The sequence below is a fragment of the Maricaulis virginensis genome, assembly GCF_027922185.1.
Lineage (GTDB): Bacteria > Pseudomonadota > Alphaproteobacteria > Caulobacterales > Maricaulaceae > Maricaulis > Maricaulis virginensis.
Window position 1 is genome coordinate 289,104 of sequence record NZ_BSFE01000001.1, and the last position, 18,256, is coordinate 307,359.

The window sequence follows — 18,256 nt, forward strand, 5'->3', positions numbered from 1 at the left end:
CCCACGGAGTCGCCATGGCGAGTACCCCGGAAACCATGCCTGACGGGCGTCCCGCCATCGGCCTCATCGGTCTGGGCGCGTTCGGACAGCTGGCCGCGCGGCATCTGGCGCCCCATGCCGATCTGACCGGACATGATCCGCATGCCCCCATGCCGGACGGCGTGCAGGCCGTCACGCTGGCCGAAGCGGCAGCACAGCCGGTCGTCATCCTGGCCGTGCCGGTGCAGGCGCTGGGCGAGGTGGCCGCCGCCATCGCACCGCATATCCAGCCGGGCGCGCTGGTGATCGATGTGGCCTCGGTGAAGCTGGAGCCGATGCGCATCCTGCGCGAGACCCTGCCGGCGGGCACACGCATCCTGGGCACCCACCCGCTCTTCGGGCCGCAGAGTGCGGCGCAGGGTGTGGCCGGCCAGTCGATCGTGCTGTGCCCGGAACCGGGCGTGGACCCGGAGTGTGCGGCCAGCTTCCTGCGCGAGCGCCTGGCGCTGGACGTGCATCTGTCCGACGCCGACACGCACGACCGCACTATGGCCAGCGTGCAGGCGCTGACCCATCTGGTCTCCAAGGTGATCACCGATCTCGACCTGCCGCCCGCACCCTATACGACGCGCTCCTTCGAGCTTCTGGCGGAGGCGGCCCGGCTCGTCTCGCAGGACAGTGACGCGCTGTTCCGGGCCATCGAGCGGCATAATCCGCATGCCGCCGATCTGCGCCGCCGCTTCTTCGAGGCGGCCCGGGCGCTGGACAAGCGTCTGGCCGAATAGCACCCGCTTAAGCGCTTGCTCACTTTCGGGGGGCATTCTGGTCATCAGCAACCGGACGGCAGTGTCCGGAGCATGAGTGCGCGGACCGGAGGGGAGGGCCATGGCACGCGGCGAGATCCGTCCGGTCACACCGGACGATATTCCGGCGATCACCCGCATCGTGCGCGATTGCGGCTTTCCCGAGCGCTCGGAGGCGGGCTGGCACTGGGTGCTGTTCGAAAATCCCGACCAGGATGGCATCCCGTCCGGCTGGGTGTGCGAGCGCGGCGGTGCCGTGGTGGGCCTGATCGGCAATTTCGCCTCGCGCTACCGGATCGGCGAGCGCACGCTGCGCGCTGCCATCGGCCACACGCTGGTGACCGACCTCTCCGCAGGGCGCCAGGCCGGGATCACCCTGGCGCGTCACGGCCTGCGCCAGACCGGCGTCGACGTCTATTCCACCCTCAACAATAATGGCTTGTCTGCGCGCATCCTGCCGCGGATCGGCGCTGCGCCCTGGCTGGGCGAGGCGGGGCGGGTGTGGCTGGAATGGCCGACAGCGCCGCTGCGTATCGCGCTGACCCGGCTGCAGAAGGCGCTGCACCGGCTGCCGCCGGATCGCGAGCGCTTCAGCCGGGTGTTCGCGCTGGGCCTGGATACCGCCGACCGGCCGGCGCCGCGTGTGACGGTGGAGCCGCTGGACCGGGCTGACGATGTCGATCTCGCCCGCCTGACAGAGCGGCTGGCCGCGTCGGGTGAGGCGGTGCGGGTTTTCGACCGTGAACGGCTGGACTATCGCCGCCGCGACCCCGACCGGGCCGGCGGGTTCGACTATCTCCTCGCGCGCATCGACGGTGTGCCGGCGCTGCTGGCCGGGACGCTGCTGACCAAGCCTTCGGCCGACGGGCTGGAGCATGTCGAGATCGTCGACTGGCTGGGCGTGGACGATGAGGACGGCATTGCCGCCCAGATCGCGGTTCTGCGGCATATCCTGGCGTGCGCGCGGCGGGCCGGTGTGGCCAAGGTGCGGCTGCATTTCCCCCGGGCGGTTCCCGGGGCCGTCATCAGGGCCGGGGGCTGGTGCCTGACCCGCCGGCTCGACTACGACCCCTGCCATGTCCAGTTCCGCGACGACGCCATGCGCCAGGCCTGGACGCCGCGCCCCGGCGATGCCGACTACTTCTTCGCCTACCGCACGCCGCCGGGCTTGATGCGGTAACGACGCGCCTACCCCGCCGGGAAGAAGCGCCGCAGGGCGCTGAGCGTGCCGCGGGTGCGGCCGCGCAAGCTGGTTTCCGCGGCACAGATCTGGTCGAGCCGGCGGCGGGTGCGGCCGATCAGGCGGGCCAGCACGCCCGGACCGGCATGTTCCAGCCGGTGCAAGGTATCGCGGACGGGCCGGAAGGCGGTGCGGCGGCTTTCCGCGAACAGGGTCGCCGACACACCGGTGCGCTCGCCATTGGCGAAATAGTCCTTGTAGCCGTGCTCGGCCGTGCCGGCGTCATATTCCTCGACGCCGCGCGCGGCGATCTCGGGCAGAAGATGCATCACCAGAAGATGGCCGGGCGAATAGGCGGCAAAGCGGGGCTCATACCCGGCCAGCCAGCCATGCATGACCGGGCCGGAGCGCAGGTTGAACTCGGCCGCGACGAACGCGCCGCCCGCTTCCAGCACAAAAAGCTCCGCGCCGAAATCGCTGCCGGCGCGCGGCTGGTGCAGGCTTTCCAGCAGGGCCCGTACCCAGGCCGGGGAGAGCACGTCGTGCAGGCCCGAGCGCACCAGCTGGGCGCGCTTGAGGTCGAGCAGCCGGCCCAGCGCCTCGCTGTCCGGCCCGGCGCGGGTCAGGGTGACCGGGCCATGATCGGCGGCGAGCTTGCGGCCGAGGCGGCGCAGTTTCTTGAAATGGCGCGGGTGACGGCGGGTGAGCGCGTCGAGCGTGGCCTGACCTCCGGCGCTGAGGTCGGTGACCAGCGAGCGGGTTGTTTCCTCATGCAGGGCCGGACCGCCGGGGCGGCAGGTCATGTTCGAGGCCGTGTGACCGGCCAGGCCCAGCGCATCGATCATGCGGGCCGGGGTCAGCGTGCTGCCCGGCGCGACAAGAGGTCCGTTCCAGTCGGCAAAGGGCGCACCGGCGGGCCGCGTCCAGCCATCGCGGGCCACATGCAGCGGCCAGGCGGCGACCAGCGTCTCGTCCTCGAAGGCAAGGCCGATGAAAGTGTCGGGGCGAACCTGCGCAACGGCGCGGGCAAAAGCAGGATCGAGGAAGGGGCTGTGACAGCCGGGGCAGGCAGCGCGCAGGCGGGCAAGGGACTGCCAATCCCTCTCGCTCAGTGCGTCGGCCTCGACCAGCTGGAATGTCTCGCGCATCGCTCATCCCTCGTGTGCCGGTGCAGGAAGTCTCGCGTCCGGCAGGGACTCGTCATGCGAGTTTCATGCCGGAAGAAACGGCGATGCAGACGGGTCTGGCTGTGCGGAATCGGAACGCTCGGGCGCGGGAAAAACGGTCAGGGATCGGCCTGCACTCGTAGGGAAATTCGCTATCAGGAGAAGAATGGCTCCCCGGGACGGGCTCGAACCGCCGACCCGGTGATTAACAGTCACCTGCTCTACCAACTGAGCTACCGGGGAATACCGTTCTCTCAAGCGAGGACCGGCTTTTATCAGAGCTTCTGTTCAGGGCGCAAGCACCCTGCTGCTCAAGACCTGCCGGTTTCCTGCAAAAAAAATCGGGAGCCGCGAAGGCTCCCGAAAAGGCATTGGGTGGATGGTGGGGTGTCTTCACGGGAAGACGCGTACAGATTTGGTTGAGAACCCTTAAGGCGGAGTTAACGGGGTCGGGAAAATTGGGAAAATGGTTCACCGTCCTTGCCGGTTCCCTAATGGATTCATGGAAATGAGCGGCTTTTTGAAGATTTTTTGTTAGCCATGTTTTTTGCGGTTTCCGGTTCCGGGGCCGGCCGTGCTAGTGATTCGGCCTGCCGATACGGGAGTTCGACACGGCAGTTCGATACGGGGAGGTGACGATGCGCGAACACACGACTTTCAGCTCTTTCTGGCCCTATTACCTGCGCGAGCATGCCCGTCCGGCGACGCGCAACTGGCATTATGTCGGGTCCACCCTGGCGATCCTGGTGCTGATCGCGGCGCTGGCGACGCAGACCTGGTGGGGCCTGCTGGCCGTTCCGGTCGCAGGCTATTTCTTCGCCTGGGTGAGCCACGCCTTCGTCGAGCGCAACAAGCCGGCGACTTTCACCTATCCGCTCTGGTCGCTGATCAGCGACTATCGCATGTTCGGCCTCTTCCTGACGGGCCGCCTCGATGGCGAACTGGAAAAGGCGGGTGTACGTCCGGACGGTACGGTGGAAGCGGAACGCGCCTGATCTTCCCGGCGGGCCAAGGGCCTGCACGATTGAGCCGCGGTTTTCTCCCCGTATTCCCGCTCCACTTCCCCCGGCCTTGTGCCGGGGTCCGGCTGAGCCTGCATCTGAAACGCCGCCAGACCCCGGAATAAATCCGGGGAAAGCGGCTCGGTGCTCTTCTTCCCCACCTCGTGGGGAAGTGGGCCGCGGCGTTAGCCGCGGGTCGAAGGGGCTGGCGCGGCGCCCCTCCGTCTCGCCGCCTTGCGGCGATCCACCTCCCCATGGAATGGGGAGGAAAGGCGTGTCAGCACAAAACCCTCCACGGGCAGAACCCTGGAGCGATGAGAGGGGTGCGGGATGCACGGCGGACATCGTGTCCGGATTTGAAGGTTTGGTGGTGATGCCCGGGGCATCCCGCACGCGGAGATTTACCCGGGTCCCTTGCGGGCCCCGTCTCGAAACCTGCAGGCACGCTCCGGTCGAGCTTTGTGCCGGTGTCCCCGCAGATGGCCACGCCGGAGCCTGATGCTGTCACCCACCAGGCGCGGACGAGCTCCGCACGCTCCCGGGCACAAGGGACTGAGCTCATGCCTCCCATCCCGGAAACCGCTGACGAGCATACGCGCAGTTGAGCGGGCGGGGATAAATCTCCCGCGCTTTTCTCTCTCCCCCGTCATCCCCCGGCGTGTCCGGGGGATATCAGCCATCCCGTTGGCGGAGACAAGTTCCTCGCTTTGCAGCGAAATCACCCCCCGGCGAGCGCAGGTCCCCCGGACACGCCGGGGGATGACGGCGGGTTGGATAGGGTGAGTGAGGCGGGGATAAGTGCGAGATGGCGGCCACCGCGCCTCACGAACCGGGCCCTGACTGAAGCCCGCGCCCCCGAAAGCGGGTGGCCGGGAGAAGCCGAGGGTGTTCAGGGTGCTTGAGGCGATGGCTTTGGCCAGCTCTGCCGGAACTCCCTCTCCCCGGGGAGAGGGGGAAGCCACGGTAATCGCCATTAAAGCCCCTTCAGCACCGCCTCTGCCCGGTCGCGATAGGCCTGGCGTTTTGCCTCGTCCATCCGGTCCCAGTTTTTATAGACCGGGCCGAGGCGCGGATTGCCGCGCAGGCGGTCGGCATTGCGGTCGAGGAAGTCCCAGTAGAGGGCATTGAACGGGCAGGATTTGGGTCCCGTCTTGTCCTTCACGTCATAGCGGCAGCCGGCGCAATAATCCGACATGCGGTCGATATAGGCGCCGCTGGCGGCATAGGGTTTCGAGCCGAGAAGGCCGCCATCGGCGAATTGCGACATGCCGATCGTGTTGGGCGCCTCCACCCATTCGAAAGCGTCGATATAGACGGCCAGATACCATTCATGCAGGGCGTGCGGGTCGATGCCGGCGATCAGGGCGAATGTGCCGGTGACCATCAGGCGCTGGATGTGGTGCGCATAGGCCTCGCGCCGCGTCTGGCCGATGGCTGCGGCCAGGCAGGCCATGTCCGTCTCGCCGCTCCAGTAGAAGTCCGGCAGGGGGCGGGTGGCCTCAAGCGCATTGCGGCGGACATAGTCCGGCCCTTCGCGCCAGTAGATGCCGCGCACATATTCACGCCAGCCGATGATCTGGCGGATGAAGCCCTCGACGGCGTTGAGCGGGGCCTCGCCGGCTTGCCAGGCGGCTTCGGCGCGGCGGCACACGTCCAACGGATCGAGCAGGCCGGCATTGATGTAGGCCGACAGGACGGAGTGATAGAGGAAGGCCTCGCCTTTCAGCATGGCGTCCTGATAGTCGCCGAAATCCTTGAGGGCCGTGGCGATGAAATGGTCGAGCGCCTTTTCGGCATCGGCCCGGGTCACCGCGAAGCGGAAGGGCCGCAGATCGCCGAAACCGTCCGGGAAGCGCGCCTCGACCAGGTCCAGCACGTCGCGCGTGATCGCGTCGGGCTCGGCGCCGAAAGGCTGCGGCATGAACAGGTTGCCGCTGGCGGGCTTGCGGTTCTCGCTGTCGAAATTCCAGCGGCCGCCGGCCGGCTTGCCGCCCTCCATCAGAAGACCGGTGCGCTGGCGCATCTCGCGATAGAAATATTCCATGCGCAGCTGTTTGCGCCCGTCGGCCCAGCGGTTGAAATCATCGTGCGAGCAGATGAAGCGGTCGTCTTCCAGGATGATGACCGGCAGGCCGAAGCGCTCTTCCCAGCTTTCCATTTCCGCGCGCAGCCGCCATTCACCGGGTTCGGTCAGGATGAGGCGCTTGTAGTTGCCTGCCGCCAGCGCATCGGCGACGGCGCTCGCCAGCTCGGGGCAGGGCGGGGTCTCGTCGAAGGCGCGGTAGATGACGTGCCGCCCGGCCGCGCGCAGCTCGCCGGCGAAATGGCGCATGGCGGAGAAGATGAAGGCGATCTTCTTGCGGTGATGCCAGACGTATTCCGTCTCCGCCGTGACCTCGGCCATCAGGATGTCGGCATCGCCGGGCTGCAGCTGGCGCAGACCGGGCAGGCCGGGGCTCAGCTGGTCGCCCAGAACAAGGACAAGGTCTTTCATCGTCAATCCGATCCGCTTTCACCGGGGATACGTAGGAGACGGGGAGAAGGACCAGTTAAAGGGTGCGAAAGGTGCAGCCATGACGCAGACGGCGTTGATAATCGGTGCGACGGGCGGGGTCGGCCGCGCGCTGGCCGATGTGCTGGAGGCACGGGGCGCCCACGAGCGCGTGGTGCGGCTGTCGCGACAGCCGGATCCGGCGGTGGATGTGTGCGACGAGGCTTCGATTGCGCGAGCGGCGGCCTGGCTGGCGGCCGAAGGTGTTGCGTTGCGCCTGGTCATCGATGCCACCGGCTTCCTGCACGACGAGACATTCCGGCCCGAGCGGGGTCTGGCGGAGATCGATCCGGACCATATGGCCAAGGCCTTTGCGGTCAATGCGACGGGGCCGGCGCTCCTGATGAAGCACTTCCTGCCGCTGCTGCCGCGCGAGGGCCGCAGCGTGTTCGCCACCCTGTCCGCCCGGGTCGGCTCGATCGGCGATAACCGGCTGGGCGGCTGGCATGCCTATCGCGCCTCCAAGGCCGCGCTCAACCAGCTGGTGCGCGGTGCCGCCATCGAGCTGGGCCGCAAGCGTCGCGAGGCGATCTGCGTGGCACTCCATCCGGGCACGGTGGAAACGCCGCTGTCCCGGCCCTTCGCCCGGTCCGGCCTCGCCGTGCGGTCACCGGATGTGGCGGCGAAGGAGATACTCGCCGTGATCGGCGCGCTGACACCGGCCGACAGCGGCGGCTTCTTCGATCACAAGGGGGAGCGGGTGGCGTATTGAGGGGGAGCGGCTCGCGAACAGTCCGCCTACGCCAGGGCTTCGGCGTGACAGCCTTCGCTCGGGTAATGTGGGGGCTTGCCTAGCCGAAGCTCGCGCTAGCGAGCGAAGGCTGGAGGCACCGCCCGGAATCGAACCGGGGTACAAGGATTTGCAGTCCTCTGCGTAGCCACTCCGCCACGGTGCCGCACTTGCGAGCCGGGAGCTATAACCGGAGTGCGCGGGCGGGGCAATGGACCAGTTCACAGCGATCTGCGTTGCGCCGGTTTGCCGTGCGGATGCGGCGAATGGCCTCTCGCGCAGCAGGGCGGTTGCCGATCCCTCGCAGGGCAGGATATATCAGCGCACACATGACTGGCCGCAGGCCGATGAGACGGCAGTTCATCCAGGGAGATGCCCGTGAGCGAATTCGAACAGGCGCGCAAGCACATGGTGGACAGCCAGATCCGCCCGGCCGACGTTACCGACCGTCGCCTGATCGCGGCCTTCCTGGACACGCCGCGTCATCTCTTCGTGCCGCGCGCACGCCGGGCATCTGCCTATGCCGACGCCCAGGTGGCGACCAGCGAGAACCGCACGATGATGCGGCCGCGCGACCTGGCCAAACTGATCCACGCCGCCCGGATCCAGCCGACCGAGCTGGTGCTCGATATCGCCGGTGGCCGCGGCTATTCCACCGCGATCCTGGCGCGCATGGCCGAGACGGTCGTGGGTGTGGAGAATGACGAGGACGGCCTGTCCCGTTCTGCCGGCCTCCTGTCGGACATCGGTGCCGACAATGCCGTGGTGATCGAAGGCGATCCCAAGAAAGGCGTGCCGGGGCAGGGGCCTTACGACGTGATCTTCGTCAATGGTTCGGTCGATATCGTGCCGGATGCCTGGTTCGACCAGCTGGCCAATGGTGGCCGCCTGGCCGTGATCGTGCGCAAGGGCCCGGTGGGCAAGGCGACGATCTTCACCAAGTCCGAAGCGGGTATCGGCGAGCGTATCGTGTTCGATGCCAACGCCACCGTGCTGCCCGGTTTCGAGGCCGAGCCCGGTTTCACCTTCTGATTCCGCACTGACCGGATTCCGTCGCTGCATTTCTGCATGGCCGGATTTCCCTGTCTGTGAAGTCATCAGCTGATGACTTGTGCATGACGAGGGGCTAAAAGTTTGGCAAACATCGTTCACTTTGCTGGACGGGCTTCCTATATGCAGGCGACATTGCGTCGCTGGCCATCCGGCCTGCCGGCGGTATAAGGTTTTCCACGAGGGACGGGCTGGGCCGGTCCGCGCGACAAGGGGTGCGTAGATGACGCGTTCGACACAGGGACCGAAGGGGATTTTCGGGGCTGTACTGGCAGGGAGTGTCTCCCTGATTGCGATGGCCGCACCGGCCTGGGGCCAGTCGCTCGAAGACACCCTGATCATGGCATATAATTCCAATCCGACGCTGCAGGCCGAACGGGCCAATCTGCGCGCGATCGACGAGGGGCGGGTCCAGGCGATGGCCGGGCGGCTGCCGACCGTCTCCGCCGACGCCTCCATCTCGCGCCAGCATGTCGAGTCCCAGAGCACCTTCGTGATCGGCGACGACCGGGTGTCGTCGAACAGCACCAGCGACGCGACCCCGAAGAATTACTCCCTTACCGCCAGCCAGCTGATTTATGGCGGCGGCCAGGTGAGCGGCGCGATCGATCAGGCCACGGCCCAGATCATGGCCGGCCGTGAATCGCTGCGCTCGGTCGAGCAGACCGTGCTGGTGGATGCCGTCACCGCCTTCATGGATGTGCGCCGCGATGCGCGCGTCGTCGAGATCCGCCGCAATAATGCCGAAGTGCTCGCCCAGCACCTGCAGGCCGCGCGTGACCGGTTCGAGGTCGGCGAGATCACCCGTACCGACGTGGCCCAGGCCGAGGCGCGCCTGTCCGGCGCCCAGGCCGAACTGTCCGCCGCCCAGTCGCAGCTCGCTGTCAGCCGGGCGGCCTATGAGCGCGTCACGGGCCAGCCGCCGGCCACGCTGGAAGAGCCGCCGGCACTGCCGGGCATGCCTGACAGTCTCGCCGATGCCGCCGAGTTCGCCTACCAGTCGAGCCCGCAATTGCTGGCGGCCCGGTTCAGCGAGGAATCGGCCCGCCATGCGATCCGCATCGCCCGCTCGAACCTGCGTCCGGAAGTGACGCTGAGTGCCAGCGCTTCGGCGGCCCGCGATTCGAGCTTTTCCGGCGACGAGCGTGATTCGACCTCGGTGACCGGCCGGGTTTCCATCCCGATTTTCACCGGCGGGTTGAATCGTTCGCGTGTGCGCGCAGCCGTTGCCCAGGAAGAACAGGCCCGCCACCAGGTGCGCCAGGCGCGTCGCCAGGTCACCGAGGGGGTGACCAATGCCTGGAGCAATTACGTCACCTCGCTCGCCGTGATCGAGAGCTCGCAACAGGCCGTCCGCGCCAACGAGATCGCCCTGGACGGGGTGGAGCAGGAGGCCTATGTCGGCATCCGGACCACGCTCGATGTGCTTGATGCCGAACAGGAATTGCTGAACTCCCGTCTCACGCTCGTGACGGCGGAGCGGGATTCCTACGTCGCCGGCTATCAATTGCTGCAGGCGATGGGTCTGGTTTCCGCGGAACAGCTCGGCCTGGCGGTCGATGTCTACGATCCCGCAGAACAGGATATGCGCCAGTCACGCTTTCCTAACCTTGACTTAACGCCCTGGGACTAGGCTCTTTCCGGCAGCGATGGACTGGACAGGCAGTGTCCTGGCCGGTTTATTCGCGTTAGAAGAGAATTGAACGAATTTCTTAGGGACCTGGCGTAATGGCAGAGCAAGCCGAAAACGAACCGTCGATGGAGGAAATCCTCTCCTCGATCCGCCGGATCATCAATGAGGATGACGACGACGCACCGGCCGAGGCCGAAGCGGCGCCGGAACCGGCGGCCGACGAGCCGAACAGCCAGGACGATGTCGACGCCATGTTCGACGAGGCCGGCGATACGGGCGATGTGCTGGAGCTGACCGACAAGGTCGACGAGCCGGAAGGCGGAACGGATCCCCTGTCCATGGACGACGATCTGATGATCATCGACCGGGAAGAGGAAGATGAGCCGGAAGCCTTTGCCGAACCGGAACCCGAGCCCGAGCCGGAACCGGAAATCGATTTCGACGCGCTGGAAGACGAAGTCTCCGACGGCATCATGTCGGAACCGGCCGCCACGGCTGCGATGGGCTCCTTCCACACGCTGGCGGAAAACATCCGCATCTCCGACGAGGAAGGCCGCACGCTGGAAGGTGTGGTCCGCGCCCTCCTGCGTCCGATGCTGAAGGAATGGCTCGACGCCAACCTGCCGTCCATCGTCGACGAGAAGGTCCAGGCCGAAATCGACCGCGTCGCGCGCCGCCGCCGCTAGGCTCTTGTCGCATACGGAATTGAAAAGGCGCGTCCTGCGGGGCGCGCCTTTTTTGTTTGAGTGGGCGTTTTTCCCATATCCGGCGCCGTCATCCCCCGGCTTGTCCGGGGGACCTCAGCTTGCCCGCCGGCCGGTTTGGCGAGGTCCCCCGGATGTCCGCTTCGCGGCCCCCGTGGGATGACGGCGGTGGAGGATGGCTGGTGCAACGAAGAGGCGACGCCTGGCCACCCATCCGCAGCTGCCGGGCTGACAATGCCGTGCGCTTGCCCGTAAAACGCTCTAAACGCGACAGGCGTGCTCAACACCAGCGGATCCACGATGGAAAAGACCTTCAACCCTGCCCAAGCCGAGGCCTCGATCTACGAAGCCTGGGAAACGTCCGGCGCTTTCCAGCCGAAGGACGACCCGAACGCGCAGCCTTTCTCGATCGTGATCCCGCCACCCAATGTCACCGGGCGTCTGCATATCGGCCACGCGCTGAACGATACGCTGCAGGACGTGCTGGTGCGCTACAAGCGGATGCTGGGCTGTTCGGTGCTGTGGCAGCCGGGGACCGACCATGCGGGCATTGCCACGCAGATGGTGGTCGAGCGCCAGCTGGCGGACGAGGGTAATGTGTCCCGCCGCGAGATGGGGCGCGAGGCCTTCCTCAAGCGCGTGTGGGAGTGGAAGGAAGAAAGCGGCGGCCAGATCCAGCAGCAGATCCGGCGCCTGGGCGCGTCCTGCGACTGGTCGCGCGAGCGCTTCACCCTGGATGACGGCCTGTCCGCGGCTGTGCTCAAGGTGTTTGTCGAGCTCTACGAGCAGGGCCTGATCTATCGCGGCAAGCGGCTGGTGAACTGGGATCCCAAGTTCGAGACCGCCATCTCCGACCTCGAAGTGGAGAATGTCGAGGTCGACGGCCACATGTGGCACTTCAAGTATCCGCTCGCCGATGGCAAGACCTATACCTATGTCGAGAAGGACGAGGACGGGAATGTCGTGTTCGAGGAGGAGCGCGACTATATCTCGATCGCCACGACACGCCCGGAAACCATGCTGGGCGACGGCGCGGTGGCCGTGCATCCGGACGATGAGCGCTACGCATCCATCGTCGGTGCGCTGTGCGAGATCCCGGTCGGGCCGAAGGAACATCGCCGCCTGATCCCGATCATCACCGACGAATATCCCGATCCGGACTTCGGCTCGGGTGCGGTGAAGATCACCGGCGCACACGATTTCAACGATTACGAAGTCGCCAAGCGGAACAATATCCCGCTCTATCGTCTGATGGACATGCAGGCCGCGATGCGGTCCGACGGCGCGCCCTATGCCACGTGCGCGTCTCAGGCGATGGCCATCGCCAAGGGCGGGGAGATGCCCGGCGAAGCCGAGGTCGATGCCATCAATCTCGTGCCGGAGGAGTATCGCGGTCTCGACCGGTTCGAGGCCCGCAAGCGCGTGGTCGAGGCGATCACCGCGGAAGGCCTGGCCGTCACCGTCAAGGATGACGAGGGCAATGACATCCCGCTGGTCGAGAACAAGAAGATCCAGCAGCCCTTCGGCGACCGTTCGCATGTCGTGATCGAGCCGATGCTGACCGATCAATGGTTCGTGAAGGCGGATGTGCTGGCCAAGGACGCGATCGCCGCCGTCGAGGACGGGCGCACCACCTTCCATCCGAAGAATTGGGAAAAGACCTATTTCGAATGGATGCGCAACATCCAGCCCTGGTGCGTCTCGCGCCAGCTGTGGTGGGGCCATCGCATTCCGGCCTGGTACGGGCCCAGCCTTGAAGGCCTGGCCGATCCCGCAGAATTCGACGAGAATCCGGCGAGCCGCGCCGAGGCGGTCTTCGTCGCCGAAGATCGCGCAGACCTGGAGCGGCAGCTTCGCGCGTACTACGACGCGGCTCTGCATGCCGGGTACGGTCTCGAAATCGTGGAATCCCGCGAGGAGGCCGTGGCGCGCCATGAGAGCGCGAACTACGATCCCAGTATTCTCGTCTACCAGGACGCGGATGTGCTCGACACCTGGTTCTCCTCCGCCCTGTGGCCCTTCTCCACGCTGGGCTGGCCGGAAGACACGAAAGAACTGGAACGCTTCTATCCGACCTCGGTCCTGGTGACGGCCTTCGACATCATCTTCTTCTGGGTCGCCCGCATGATGATGCAGGGCCTGCACTTCATGAAGGATGCGGAGGGCCGGCCGCAAGTCCCCTTCAAGGACGTCTACATCCACGCCCTCGTCCGCGACGAGAAGGGCCAGAAGATGTCCAAGTCCAAGGGCAATGTGATCGACCCGCTGGAACTGATCGACGAATACGGCGCCGATGCCGTGCGTTTTTCGCTCGCCGCCCAGGCCGGGCAGGGCCGCGATATCCGCATGTCCAAGGAACGCGTCGAGGGCTACCGGAATTTCGGCACCAAGCTGTGGAATGCCGCGCGCTTCTGCGAAATGAACGAGTGCCGCCCGGTGGCGGATTTCGATCCGAAATCGGTCGAGCAGACCGTCAACAAGTGGATCCTGTCGGAAGCCGCCAAGGCGGTCGAGGCGATCAATACCGGGCTCGACGGCTACCGCTTCAACGAGGCGGCGGCAGCGGCCTACAAATTTGTCTGGAACGTGTTCTGCGACTGGCACCTGGAATTCGCCAAGCCGCTGTTCAACGGCGATGACGAGGCGGCCAAGGCCGAGACGCGGGCGACGACCGCCTATGTACTCGACCAGGCGCTGAAAATGCTCCACCCCTTCATGCCCTTCGTCACCGAGGCGCTGTGGCAGGAAACGGGCACGCGCGACACCCAGCTGATCGTCGCCGACTGGCCGGTTCTTGAAGGGCTCGACGATGCGGCCGCCACCGCCGAAATGGGCTGGCTGATCGATCTCATCACCGATATCCGCCGCCTGCGGGCCGAGATGAATGTGCCGGCCGGCGCCCAGGTACCTCTGATCGCCGTCGGCGCCAGCGCCGAGACGCAGGACCGGCTGGAACGCCATGAAGCGCTGATCAAGCGCATGGCGCGCCTGGCCGATATCGGCGTGTCCGACAGCGTGCCGCCGGCCTCGGCGCAGACCGTGCTGGGCGAGGCCACGCTGGCCCTGCCGCTGGAAGGTGTCATCGATTTCGCCGCCGAGCGCGAACGCCTCTCCAGGGAGCTCGCCAGGCTGGACGGCGAGATCGGCCGGCTGGAGAAGAAGCTGGGCAACGAGAAATTCGTCGCCAATGCGCCGGCCGATGTTGTCGCCGAACAGCGTGAGAAACTGGCGGATTATTCCACGCAGAAGACCAAGCTGGCCGAGGCGCTGGAGCGCCTGCAGGAGGCCTGATGGACGAGCGCTGGGACGAGCTCTGGACGAACACGCTCAAACCCTGGCTCGACGAGCTGGAGGTCGAGCGCAAACAGGCCTTGCGGCACCGGCTCTACTGCCTCGCCGGCGGCTTTGCCGCCGGCTTCACGGTCGGTGGATTGCTGTACCTGTGGGCCGGTGACGGAGTGTTCTTCTTCTTTGGCCTGTTCGTCAGCACGGTGATTGGTGGCATCGTCGGCAATCAGCGGGTGAGCCGGCTGGCCAAGCAGGTGAAGACCAGGCTCAACAGTGCTGTCGCCGAGGCGCTGGACCTGTCCTACATGGAAAAGCCGGCCGAGCCGGCGCGGTTCCAGACCCTGCGCGACTACGACCTGCTGCCCTCCTACAATCGCCGCCATTTCGAGGACTGTTTCTCCGGCGAACGGCAGGGCTGCGATTTCGAGCTCTATGAGGCGCATCTGGAACAGCGGCGCCGGTCCAACAAGCGCACCTACTATGTCACCGTCTTCCGCGGTGTGATCATCCGCATCACCTTCCCGCGCAAGGTCGAGGGCGTGACCGTGATCACCCGTGACAATGGCTGGTTCAACGGGCTGGCCGCACTGGGCCGGTCGATGGGCGGGCATGATCTCAAGCGGATCGGTCTGGTTGACCCCAAGTTCGAGCGCATTTTCGAGGTCTATGGCGACGACCAGGTGCTGGCGCGCTACATGCTGACCCCGTCCTTCATGGAACGCCTCTTGAAGCTGGAAGAAGACCTGCGCGGCAAGCGCGTGCGCGCCATGTTCGACGCGCACAGCGGCGAGGGCGAGCTGCTGATTGCGGCCGAGACGGGCAATCTGTTCGAGATCGGCTCGATGAGCAAACCGCTCGCCGACCAGTCGCGCGTGCAGGCCCTGGTGGGCGAGCTGACCCAGGTGCTCGGCCTGATCGACCTCCTGGTCAGACCTGCGATCGCCGGCGAGCCGAGCCTGGTGGAAGACGTGGCGGAAGGTCAGGACTGAAGCTTCCTCCCCACGATGTGGGGAGGAAGAAACAGATCAGAGCGCTTTCGCGATCGCTATGATGCGCGTTGCAGCGGCCGTGAGATCTGCCTCGTCGAGTCGGTCGATCTCCATCCGGACCAGGCCGCTGCCGGCTTCCTGGCGCTTGCGGGCACGATTGTAGGCGGGGTCGTAATGCTCTGTGATCAGCGCCCGGGCGAGGGCGTGCCAGTCGCCGGCCTGGGCGAGTGCCCGCCATTCGGCGATGCGGGCTTTGGCGTGGAAGGGTTTGAGCCCCTCGAAGGCGGCGTCCAGCTTGCCCGCATCCGCCAGCAGGTCCGGATAGGCCTCGACGAGATAGCGGGCGCGCTCGTCCACCGGAACGGTGATCGTGATGCGCGGCGCGGCCTGCATGGCGTCCCACAGGCGCGGCGGAACGCGGCGGTGTCCGACCTGGCGCGATTCGGCCTCCACGAAGACCGGACGGGACGGGTCCATACGGCGCAGCCGGTCGTGCAGGGCGGTTTCGAAAGCCTTCTGGCCGGGCTGGGGCATGCCGGCGAAATCGCCGAAGATCGAGCCGCGGTGATGGGCCAGGCCTTCCAGATCGATCACCTGTTCGCCCTCGGCCGCGAGCGCGTGCAGTAGCGCGGTCTTGCCGGTCCCCGTCTGGCCGTCGATCAGCACGACGTGCGGGGCAGTACCGGTCTCCAGCGCCGCGACGACCTGTCGGCGCCAGGTGCGATAGCCGCCCTCGATCAGGGTCACCTTCCAGCCCACCGATGCCAGTACCAGTCCCATCGATTGCGACCGCATGCCGCCGCGCCAGCAATAGATCAGCGGTTTGAAGTCCTTGGGTCTGTCCGCCAGCGCCGTCTCCAGGTGATGCGCAATATTGCGCGAGACCAGCGCGGCCCCCATGCGCCGCGCCTCGAAGGCGGAGACCCGGGTATAGTGCGTGCCGACGCGGGCGCGTTCTTCATCGTCCAGGACCGGCAGGTTGACGGCGCCGGGCAGGTGGTCTTCGGCAAATTCGGACGGGGAGCGCACATCGATGATGACATCGAAGCGTTCCAATTCCTCCGCCGATAGGTCATCTGTGTAGGCAAGGCGCGGCATGCGGCGTCGATCCCCTGTTCGGGGAGCAGACTAGCGAAAACGGAGCGGTACGGGATGATGGATAACACACAGGCAGTGCGGCTGACATCGCTGGCGCATGGTGGCGGCTGCGGCTGCAAGCTCGATCCGGCCGTCCTGACCGATATCCTGGGCGCGCCTTCGGGCTTTCCCATGCCGAAGGATCTGCTGGTCGATGCCGCCACGCGCGACGATGCTGCGGTCTGGCGGATCAATGACGAGACGGCCCTTGTGGCAACGACCGACTTCTTCACCCCGATCGTCGACGACCCGTTCGATTTCGGCCGTATCGCGGCGACCAATGCGCTGTCGGACGTTTATGCCATGGGCGCGACGCCGATCTTCTGCCTCGCCATTGTCGGCATGCCGGTGAATGCACTGCCGCGCGAGACGGTGCGCCTGATCCTGGAGGGCGGTCGCGCGGTTGCCGAGGCGGCGGGCGCGCCGGTCGCCGGCGGGCATTCCATCGATGCGGCGGAGCCGATCTACGGTCTCGTGGCGCTGGGCCTTGTGCATCCTGACCGCCTGTTGGCGAACGCCCGGGCGAAGGCCGGCGATGTCCTCATCCTCGGAAAGCCCCTGGGGATCGGCATTTATTCGGCAGCCCTCAAGCGCGGTGAGCTGTCCGAAGACGCCTATGCCCAGATGATCGCCTCGACCACGCGTCTCAATACGCCAGGCGCAGCGCTGTCCGGCATGGCCGGAGTTCATGCCGCCACGGATGTCACCGGGTTCGGCCTGCTGGGGCATCTGGCGGAGATGGCGCAGGGCAGCGGCCTGAAGGCCCGGATCGACTGGGACCGCGTGCCGGTGTTTGACGCGGCCCGCCAGCTGGCGGGCGAGGGGATCAAGACCGGAGCGTCCGGCCGCAACTGGGCTGCTGTGGCAGACAGTGCGACGCTTGCGCCCCGTCTCGGCGATGCCGAACGCGCCCTGCTGTGCGACCCGCAGACCAGCGGTGGCCTGCTCGTCTCCTGTACGCCGGACAGCGCCGATGCCGTGCTGGAGGTCTTCCGCCAGCACGGCCATGCGGATGCCACCATGATCGGCGTAATGGAAGCCGGCCCGGCCGGGGTCAGTGTGGACTGAGGATCGGGCCTAAAGCGCGAAGCTGCCGACGATCGGGATGTGGTCGGAGGCCTTTTCCCTGCCGCGCGTCTTGGTGTGGATTTCCACGCCTTCCAGCCGGTCGGCGGCCTGCGGCGAGCACAGGAGATGGTCGATCCGGATGCCGTGACCCTTCTGCCAGCGGCCCGCCTGGTAATCGTAGAATGTGTACTGGTGGCCGCGCCCGTCGACCTGTTCGAAGGCCTCGGTGAAGCCGAGCCATTTCAGGGCACGGAAGGCGGCGCGCGTCTCCGGCAGGGCGAGGGCATCGTCGGCCCACACGGCCGGATCCCAGCAATCGCTGTCGCGCGGGATGCAGTTATAGTCACCCGCCAGGATCAACGGTTCCTCAAAGGCGAGCAGCTTTTGCGCATGGCGGCGCAGACGCTCCATCCAGGCCAGCTTGTAGTCGTATTTCGGACCGGGCGCCGGATTGCCGTTGGGCAGGTAGATGGAGGCGACGCGCACCGGGCCGCTCTCGGCGGAAATCACCGCTTCCAGATAGCGGGCCTGGTCGTCCTCATCATCGCCGGGCAGGCGCGGCAGCGCTTCCTCGATCGGGAATTTCGACAGGATCGCGACGCCGTTATAGGTCTTCTGGCCATGGGTCTCGACATTATAGCCGAGCGCCTCGATCTCCTCGCGCGGGAAGCCCTCGTCGACCGTCTTGATCTCCTGCAGGCAGACCACGTCGGGCGCGGCCTCCTTCAGCCAGTCCAGCACGTTCGGCAGGCGCGCCTTGATCGAATTGACGTTCCAGGAAGCAACGGTCAGGGTCATGGCAGTATCGGCCCTTCTTGACGGTGTGCGGCCAGCTTAAGCGGTTTCGCCGGTGAGGAAAGCGGGGAGGACTGCGGATCATGACATCGCCCGTGGATCATGAACACGGCCGCGCCGCCCGGGGCCGCTTCGACTGCCAGGCCTGAAGCGTGCATCCGATCCGGGCCGGGACTGCATCC

14 protein-coding genes and 2 tRNA genes are annotated in these 18,256 nt (G+C 66.3%); 10 read left to right on the forward strand and 6 right to left on the reverse strand.

What is annotated here, in order from left to right; all coding sequences use genetic code 11:
- Positions 1-14 precede the first annotated feature (14 nt).
- A complete protein-coding gene (locus tag PKE71_RS01400) occupies positions 15-764 on the forward strand; it encodes a prephenate dehydrogenase (RefSeq protein ID WP_271185167.1) in 750 nt (249 codons plus the stop codon).
- A 100-nt stretch (positions 765-864) separates the two neighbouring features.
- Positions 865-1,962 carry a hypothetical protein gene (locus PKE71_RS01405; RefSeq protein WP_271185168.1) on the forward strand — a complete coding sequence of 366 codons (1,098 nt, stop codon included), beginning with the start codon at positions 865-867 and terminating at the stop codon, positions 1,960-1,962.
- An 8-nt stretch (positions 1,963-1,970) separates the two neighbouring features.
- Here the strand turns inward: PKE71_RS01405 and PKE71_RS01410 are convergent, their stop codons facing one another.
- Positions 1,971-3,110 carry a GNAT family N-acetyltransferase gene (locus PKE71_RS01410; protein WP_271185169.1) on the reverse strand — a complete coding sequence of 380 codons (1,140 nt, stop codon included), beginning with the start codon at positions 3,108-3,110 and terminating at the stop codon, positions 1,971-1,973.
- A gap of 185 nt (positions 3,111-3,295) precedes the next feature.
- Positions 3,296-3,371 (reverse strand) — tRNA-Asn (locus tag PKE71_RS01415).
- Between the two features lie 395 nt (positions 3,372-3,766).
- On the opposite strand from PKE71_RS01415, the gene PKE71_RS01420 reads away from it, so the two are divergent.
- The gene (locus PKE71_RS01420) at positions 3,767-4,123 is read left to right on the forward strand and encodes a DUF962 domain-containing protein (protein ID WP_271185170.1); all 357 of its coding nucleotides are present in this window, start codon (positions 3,767-3,769) and stop codon (positions 4,121-4,123) included.
- Between the two features lie 979 nt (positions 4,124-5,102).
- Here the strand turns inward: PKE71_RS01420 and PKE71_RS01425 are convergent.
- Positions 5,103-6,623 carry a cryptochrome/photolyase family protein gene (locus PKE71_RS01425; RefSeq protein ID WP_271185171.1) on the reverse strand — a complete coding sequence of 507 codons (1,521 nt, stop codon included), beginning with the start codon at positions 6,621-6,623 and terminating at the stop codon, positions 5,103-5,105.
- Positions 6,624-6,702: 79 nt separating this feature from the next.
- Between PKE71_RS01425 and PKE71_RS01430 the strand changes: the two genes are divergently transcribed.
- Positions 6,703-7,392: an SDR family oxidoreductase gene (locus PKE71_RS01430; protein ID WP_271185172.1), complete on the forward strand. Its 690-nt coding sequence runs from the start codon at positions 6,703-6,705 to the stop codon at positions 7,390-7,392.
- A gap of 110 nt (positions 7,393-7,502) precedes the next feature.
- Here the strand turns inward: PKE71_RS01430 and PKE71_RS01435 are convergent.
- Positions 7,503-7,576, reverse strand: a tRNA-Cys gene (locus PKE71_RS01435).
- Positions 7,577-7,782: 206 nt separating this feature from the next.
- Between PKE71_RS01435 and PKE71_RS01440 the strand changes: the two genes are divergently transcribed.
- The 5 genes from PKE71_RS01440 to PKE71_RS01460 all read left to right on the forward strand — a co-directional run bounded on the left by PKE71_RS01440 (position 7,783) and on the right by PKE71_RS01460 (position 15,074).
- A complete protein-coding gene (locus tag PKE71_RS01440) occupies positions 7,783-8,442 on the forward strand; it encodes a protein-L-isoaspartate O-methyltransferase family protein (protein WP_271185173.1) in 660 nt (219 codons plus the stop codon).
- Between the two features lie 241 nt (positions 8,443-8,683).
- Positions 8,684-10,093: a TolC family outer membrane protein gene (locus PKE71_RS01445; RefSeq protein WP_271185174.1), complete on the forward strand. Its 1,410-nt coding sequence runs from the start codon at positions 8,684-8,686 to the stop codon at positions 10,091-10,093.
- Positions 10,094-10,188: 95 nt separating this feature from the next.
- A complete protein-coding gene (locus PKE71_RS01450; RefSeq protein ID WP_271185175.1) occupies positions 10,189-10,779 on the forward strand; it encodes a DUF2497 domain-containing protein in 591 nt (196 codons plus the stop codon).
- A 318-nt stretch (positions 10,780-11,097) separates the two neighbouring features.
- Entirely contained in the window at positions 11,098-14,088 is a 2,991-nt protein-coding gene (locus PKE71_RS01455; RefSeq protein ID WP_373878785.1) for a valine--tRNA ligase, read from the forward strand.
- On the forward strand, positions 14,088-15,074 hold the full coding sequence (locus PKE71_RS01460) for a DUF3137 domain-containing protein (RefSeq protein ID WP_271185177.1): 987 nt from the start codon (positions 14,088-14,090) through the stop codon (positions 15,072-15,074). Before PKE71_RS01455 ends, PKE71_RS01460 begins: the two co-directional genes overlap by 1 nt.
- 36 nt (positions 15,075-15,110) lie before the next feature.
- Here PKE71_RS01460 and mnmH read toward each other — a convergent pair whose 3' ends face one another.
- Positions 15,111-16,172, reverse strand: a complete 1,062-nt coding sequence (gene mnmH, locus PKE71_RS01465) for a tRNA 2-selenouridine(34) synthase MnmH (protein ID WP_271185178.1) — start codon at positions 16,170-16,172, stop codon at positions 15,111-15,113.
- A 54-nt stretch (positions 16,173-16,226) separates the two neighbouring features.
- On the opposite strand from mnmH, the gene selD reads away from it, so the two are divergent.
- Positions 16,227-17,279 (forward strand): selenide, water dikinase SelD, encoded by a 1,053-nt coding sequence (gene selD / locus PKE71_RS01470; protein ID WP_271185179.1) that lies wholly within the window; start codon positions 16,227-16,229, stop codon positions 17,277-17,279.
- 9 nt (positions 17,280-17,288) lie between these two features.
- On the opposite strand, the gene PKE71_RS01475 is transcribed toward selD, so the two are convergent.
- Positions 17,289-18,077, reverse strand: a complete 789-nt coding sequence (locus tag PKE71_RS01475; protein ID WP_271185180.1) for an exodeoxyribonuclease III — start codon at positions 18,075-18,077, stop codon at positions 17,289-17,291.
- Positions 18,078-18,256 lie beyond the last annotated feature (179 nt).

Bases quoted from the DNA above. Each gene is read 5' to 3' on its own strand.
- PKE71_RS01400 (WP_271185167.1), top strand. From the start codon at position 15: ATGGCGAGTACCCCGGAAACCATGCCTGACGGGCGTCCCGCCATCGGC.
- PKE71_RS01405 (WP_271185168.1), top strand. From the start codon at position 865: ATGGCACGCGGCGAGATCCGTCCGGTCACACCGGACGATATTCCGGCG.
- PKE71_RS01410 (WP_271185169.1), bottom strand. From the start codon at position 3,110: ATGCGCGAGACATTCCAGCTGGTCGAGGCCGACGCACTGAGCGAGAGG.
- PKE71_RS01420 (WP_271185170.1), top strand. From the start codon at position 3,767: ATGCGCGAACACACGACTTTCAGCTCTTTCTGGCCCTATTACCTGCGC.
- PKE71_RS01425 (WP_271185171.1), bottom strand. From the start codon at position 6,623: ATGAAAGACCTTGTCCTTGTTCTGGGCGACCAGCTGAGCCCCGGCCTG.
- PKE71_RS01430 (WP_271185172.1), top strand. From the start codon at position 6,703: ATGACGCAGACGGCGTTGATAATCGGTGCGACGGGCGGGGTCGGCCGC.
- PKE71_RS01440 (WP_271185173.1), top strand. From the start codon at position 7,783: ATGCCCGTGAGCGAATTCGAACAGGCGCGCAAGCACATGGTGGACAGC.
- PKE71_RS01445 (WP_271185174.1), top strand. From the start codon at position 8,684: ATGACGCGTTCGACACAGGGACCGAAGGGGATTTTCGGGGCTGTACTG.
- PKE71_RS01450 (WP_271185175.1), top strand. From the start codon at position 10,189: ATGGCAGAGCAAGCCGAAAACGAACCGTCGATGGAGGAAATCCTCTCC.
- PKE71_RS01455 (WP_373878785.1), top strand. From the start codon at position 11,098: ATGGAAAAGACCTTCAACCCTGCCCAAGCCGAGGCCTCGATCTACGAA.
- PKE71_RS01460 (WP_271185177.1), top strand. From the start codon at position 14,088: ATGGACGAGCGCTGGGACGAGCTCTGGACGAACACGCTCAAACCCTGG.
- mnmH (WP_271185178.1), bottom strand. From the start codon at position 16,172: ATGCCGCGCCTTGCCTACACAGATGACCTATCGGCGGAGGAATTGGAA.
- selD (WP_271185179.1), top strand. From the start codon at position 16,227: ATGATGGATAACACACAGGCAGTGCGGCTGACATCGCTGGCGCATGGT.
- PKE71_RS01475 (WP_271185180.1), bottom strand. From the start codon at position 18,077: ATGACCCTGACCGTTGCTTCCTGGAACGTCAATTCGATCAAGGCGCGC.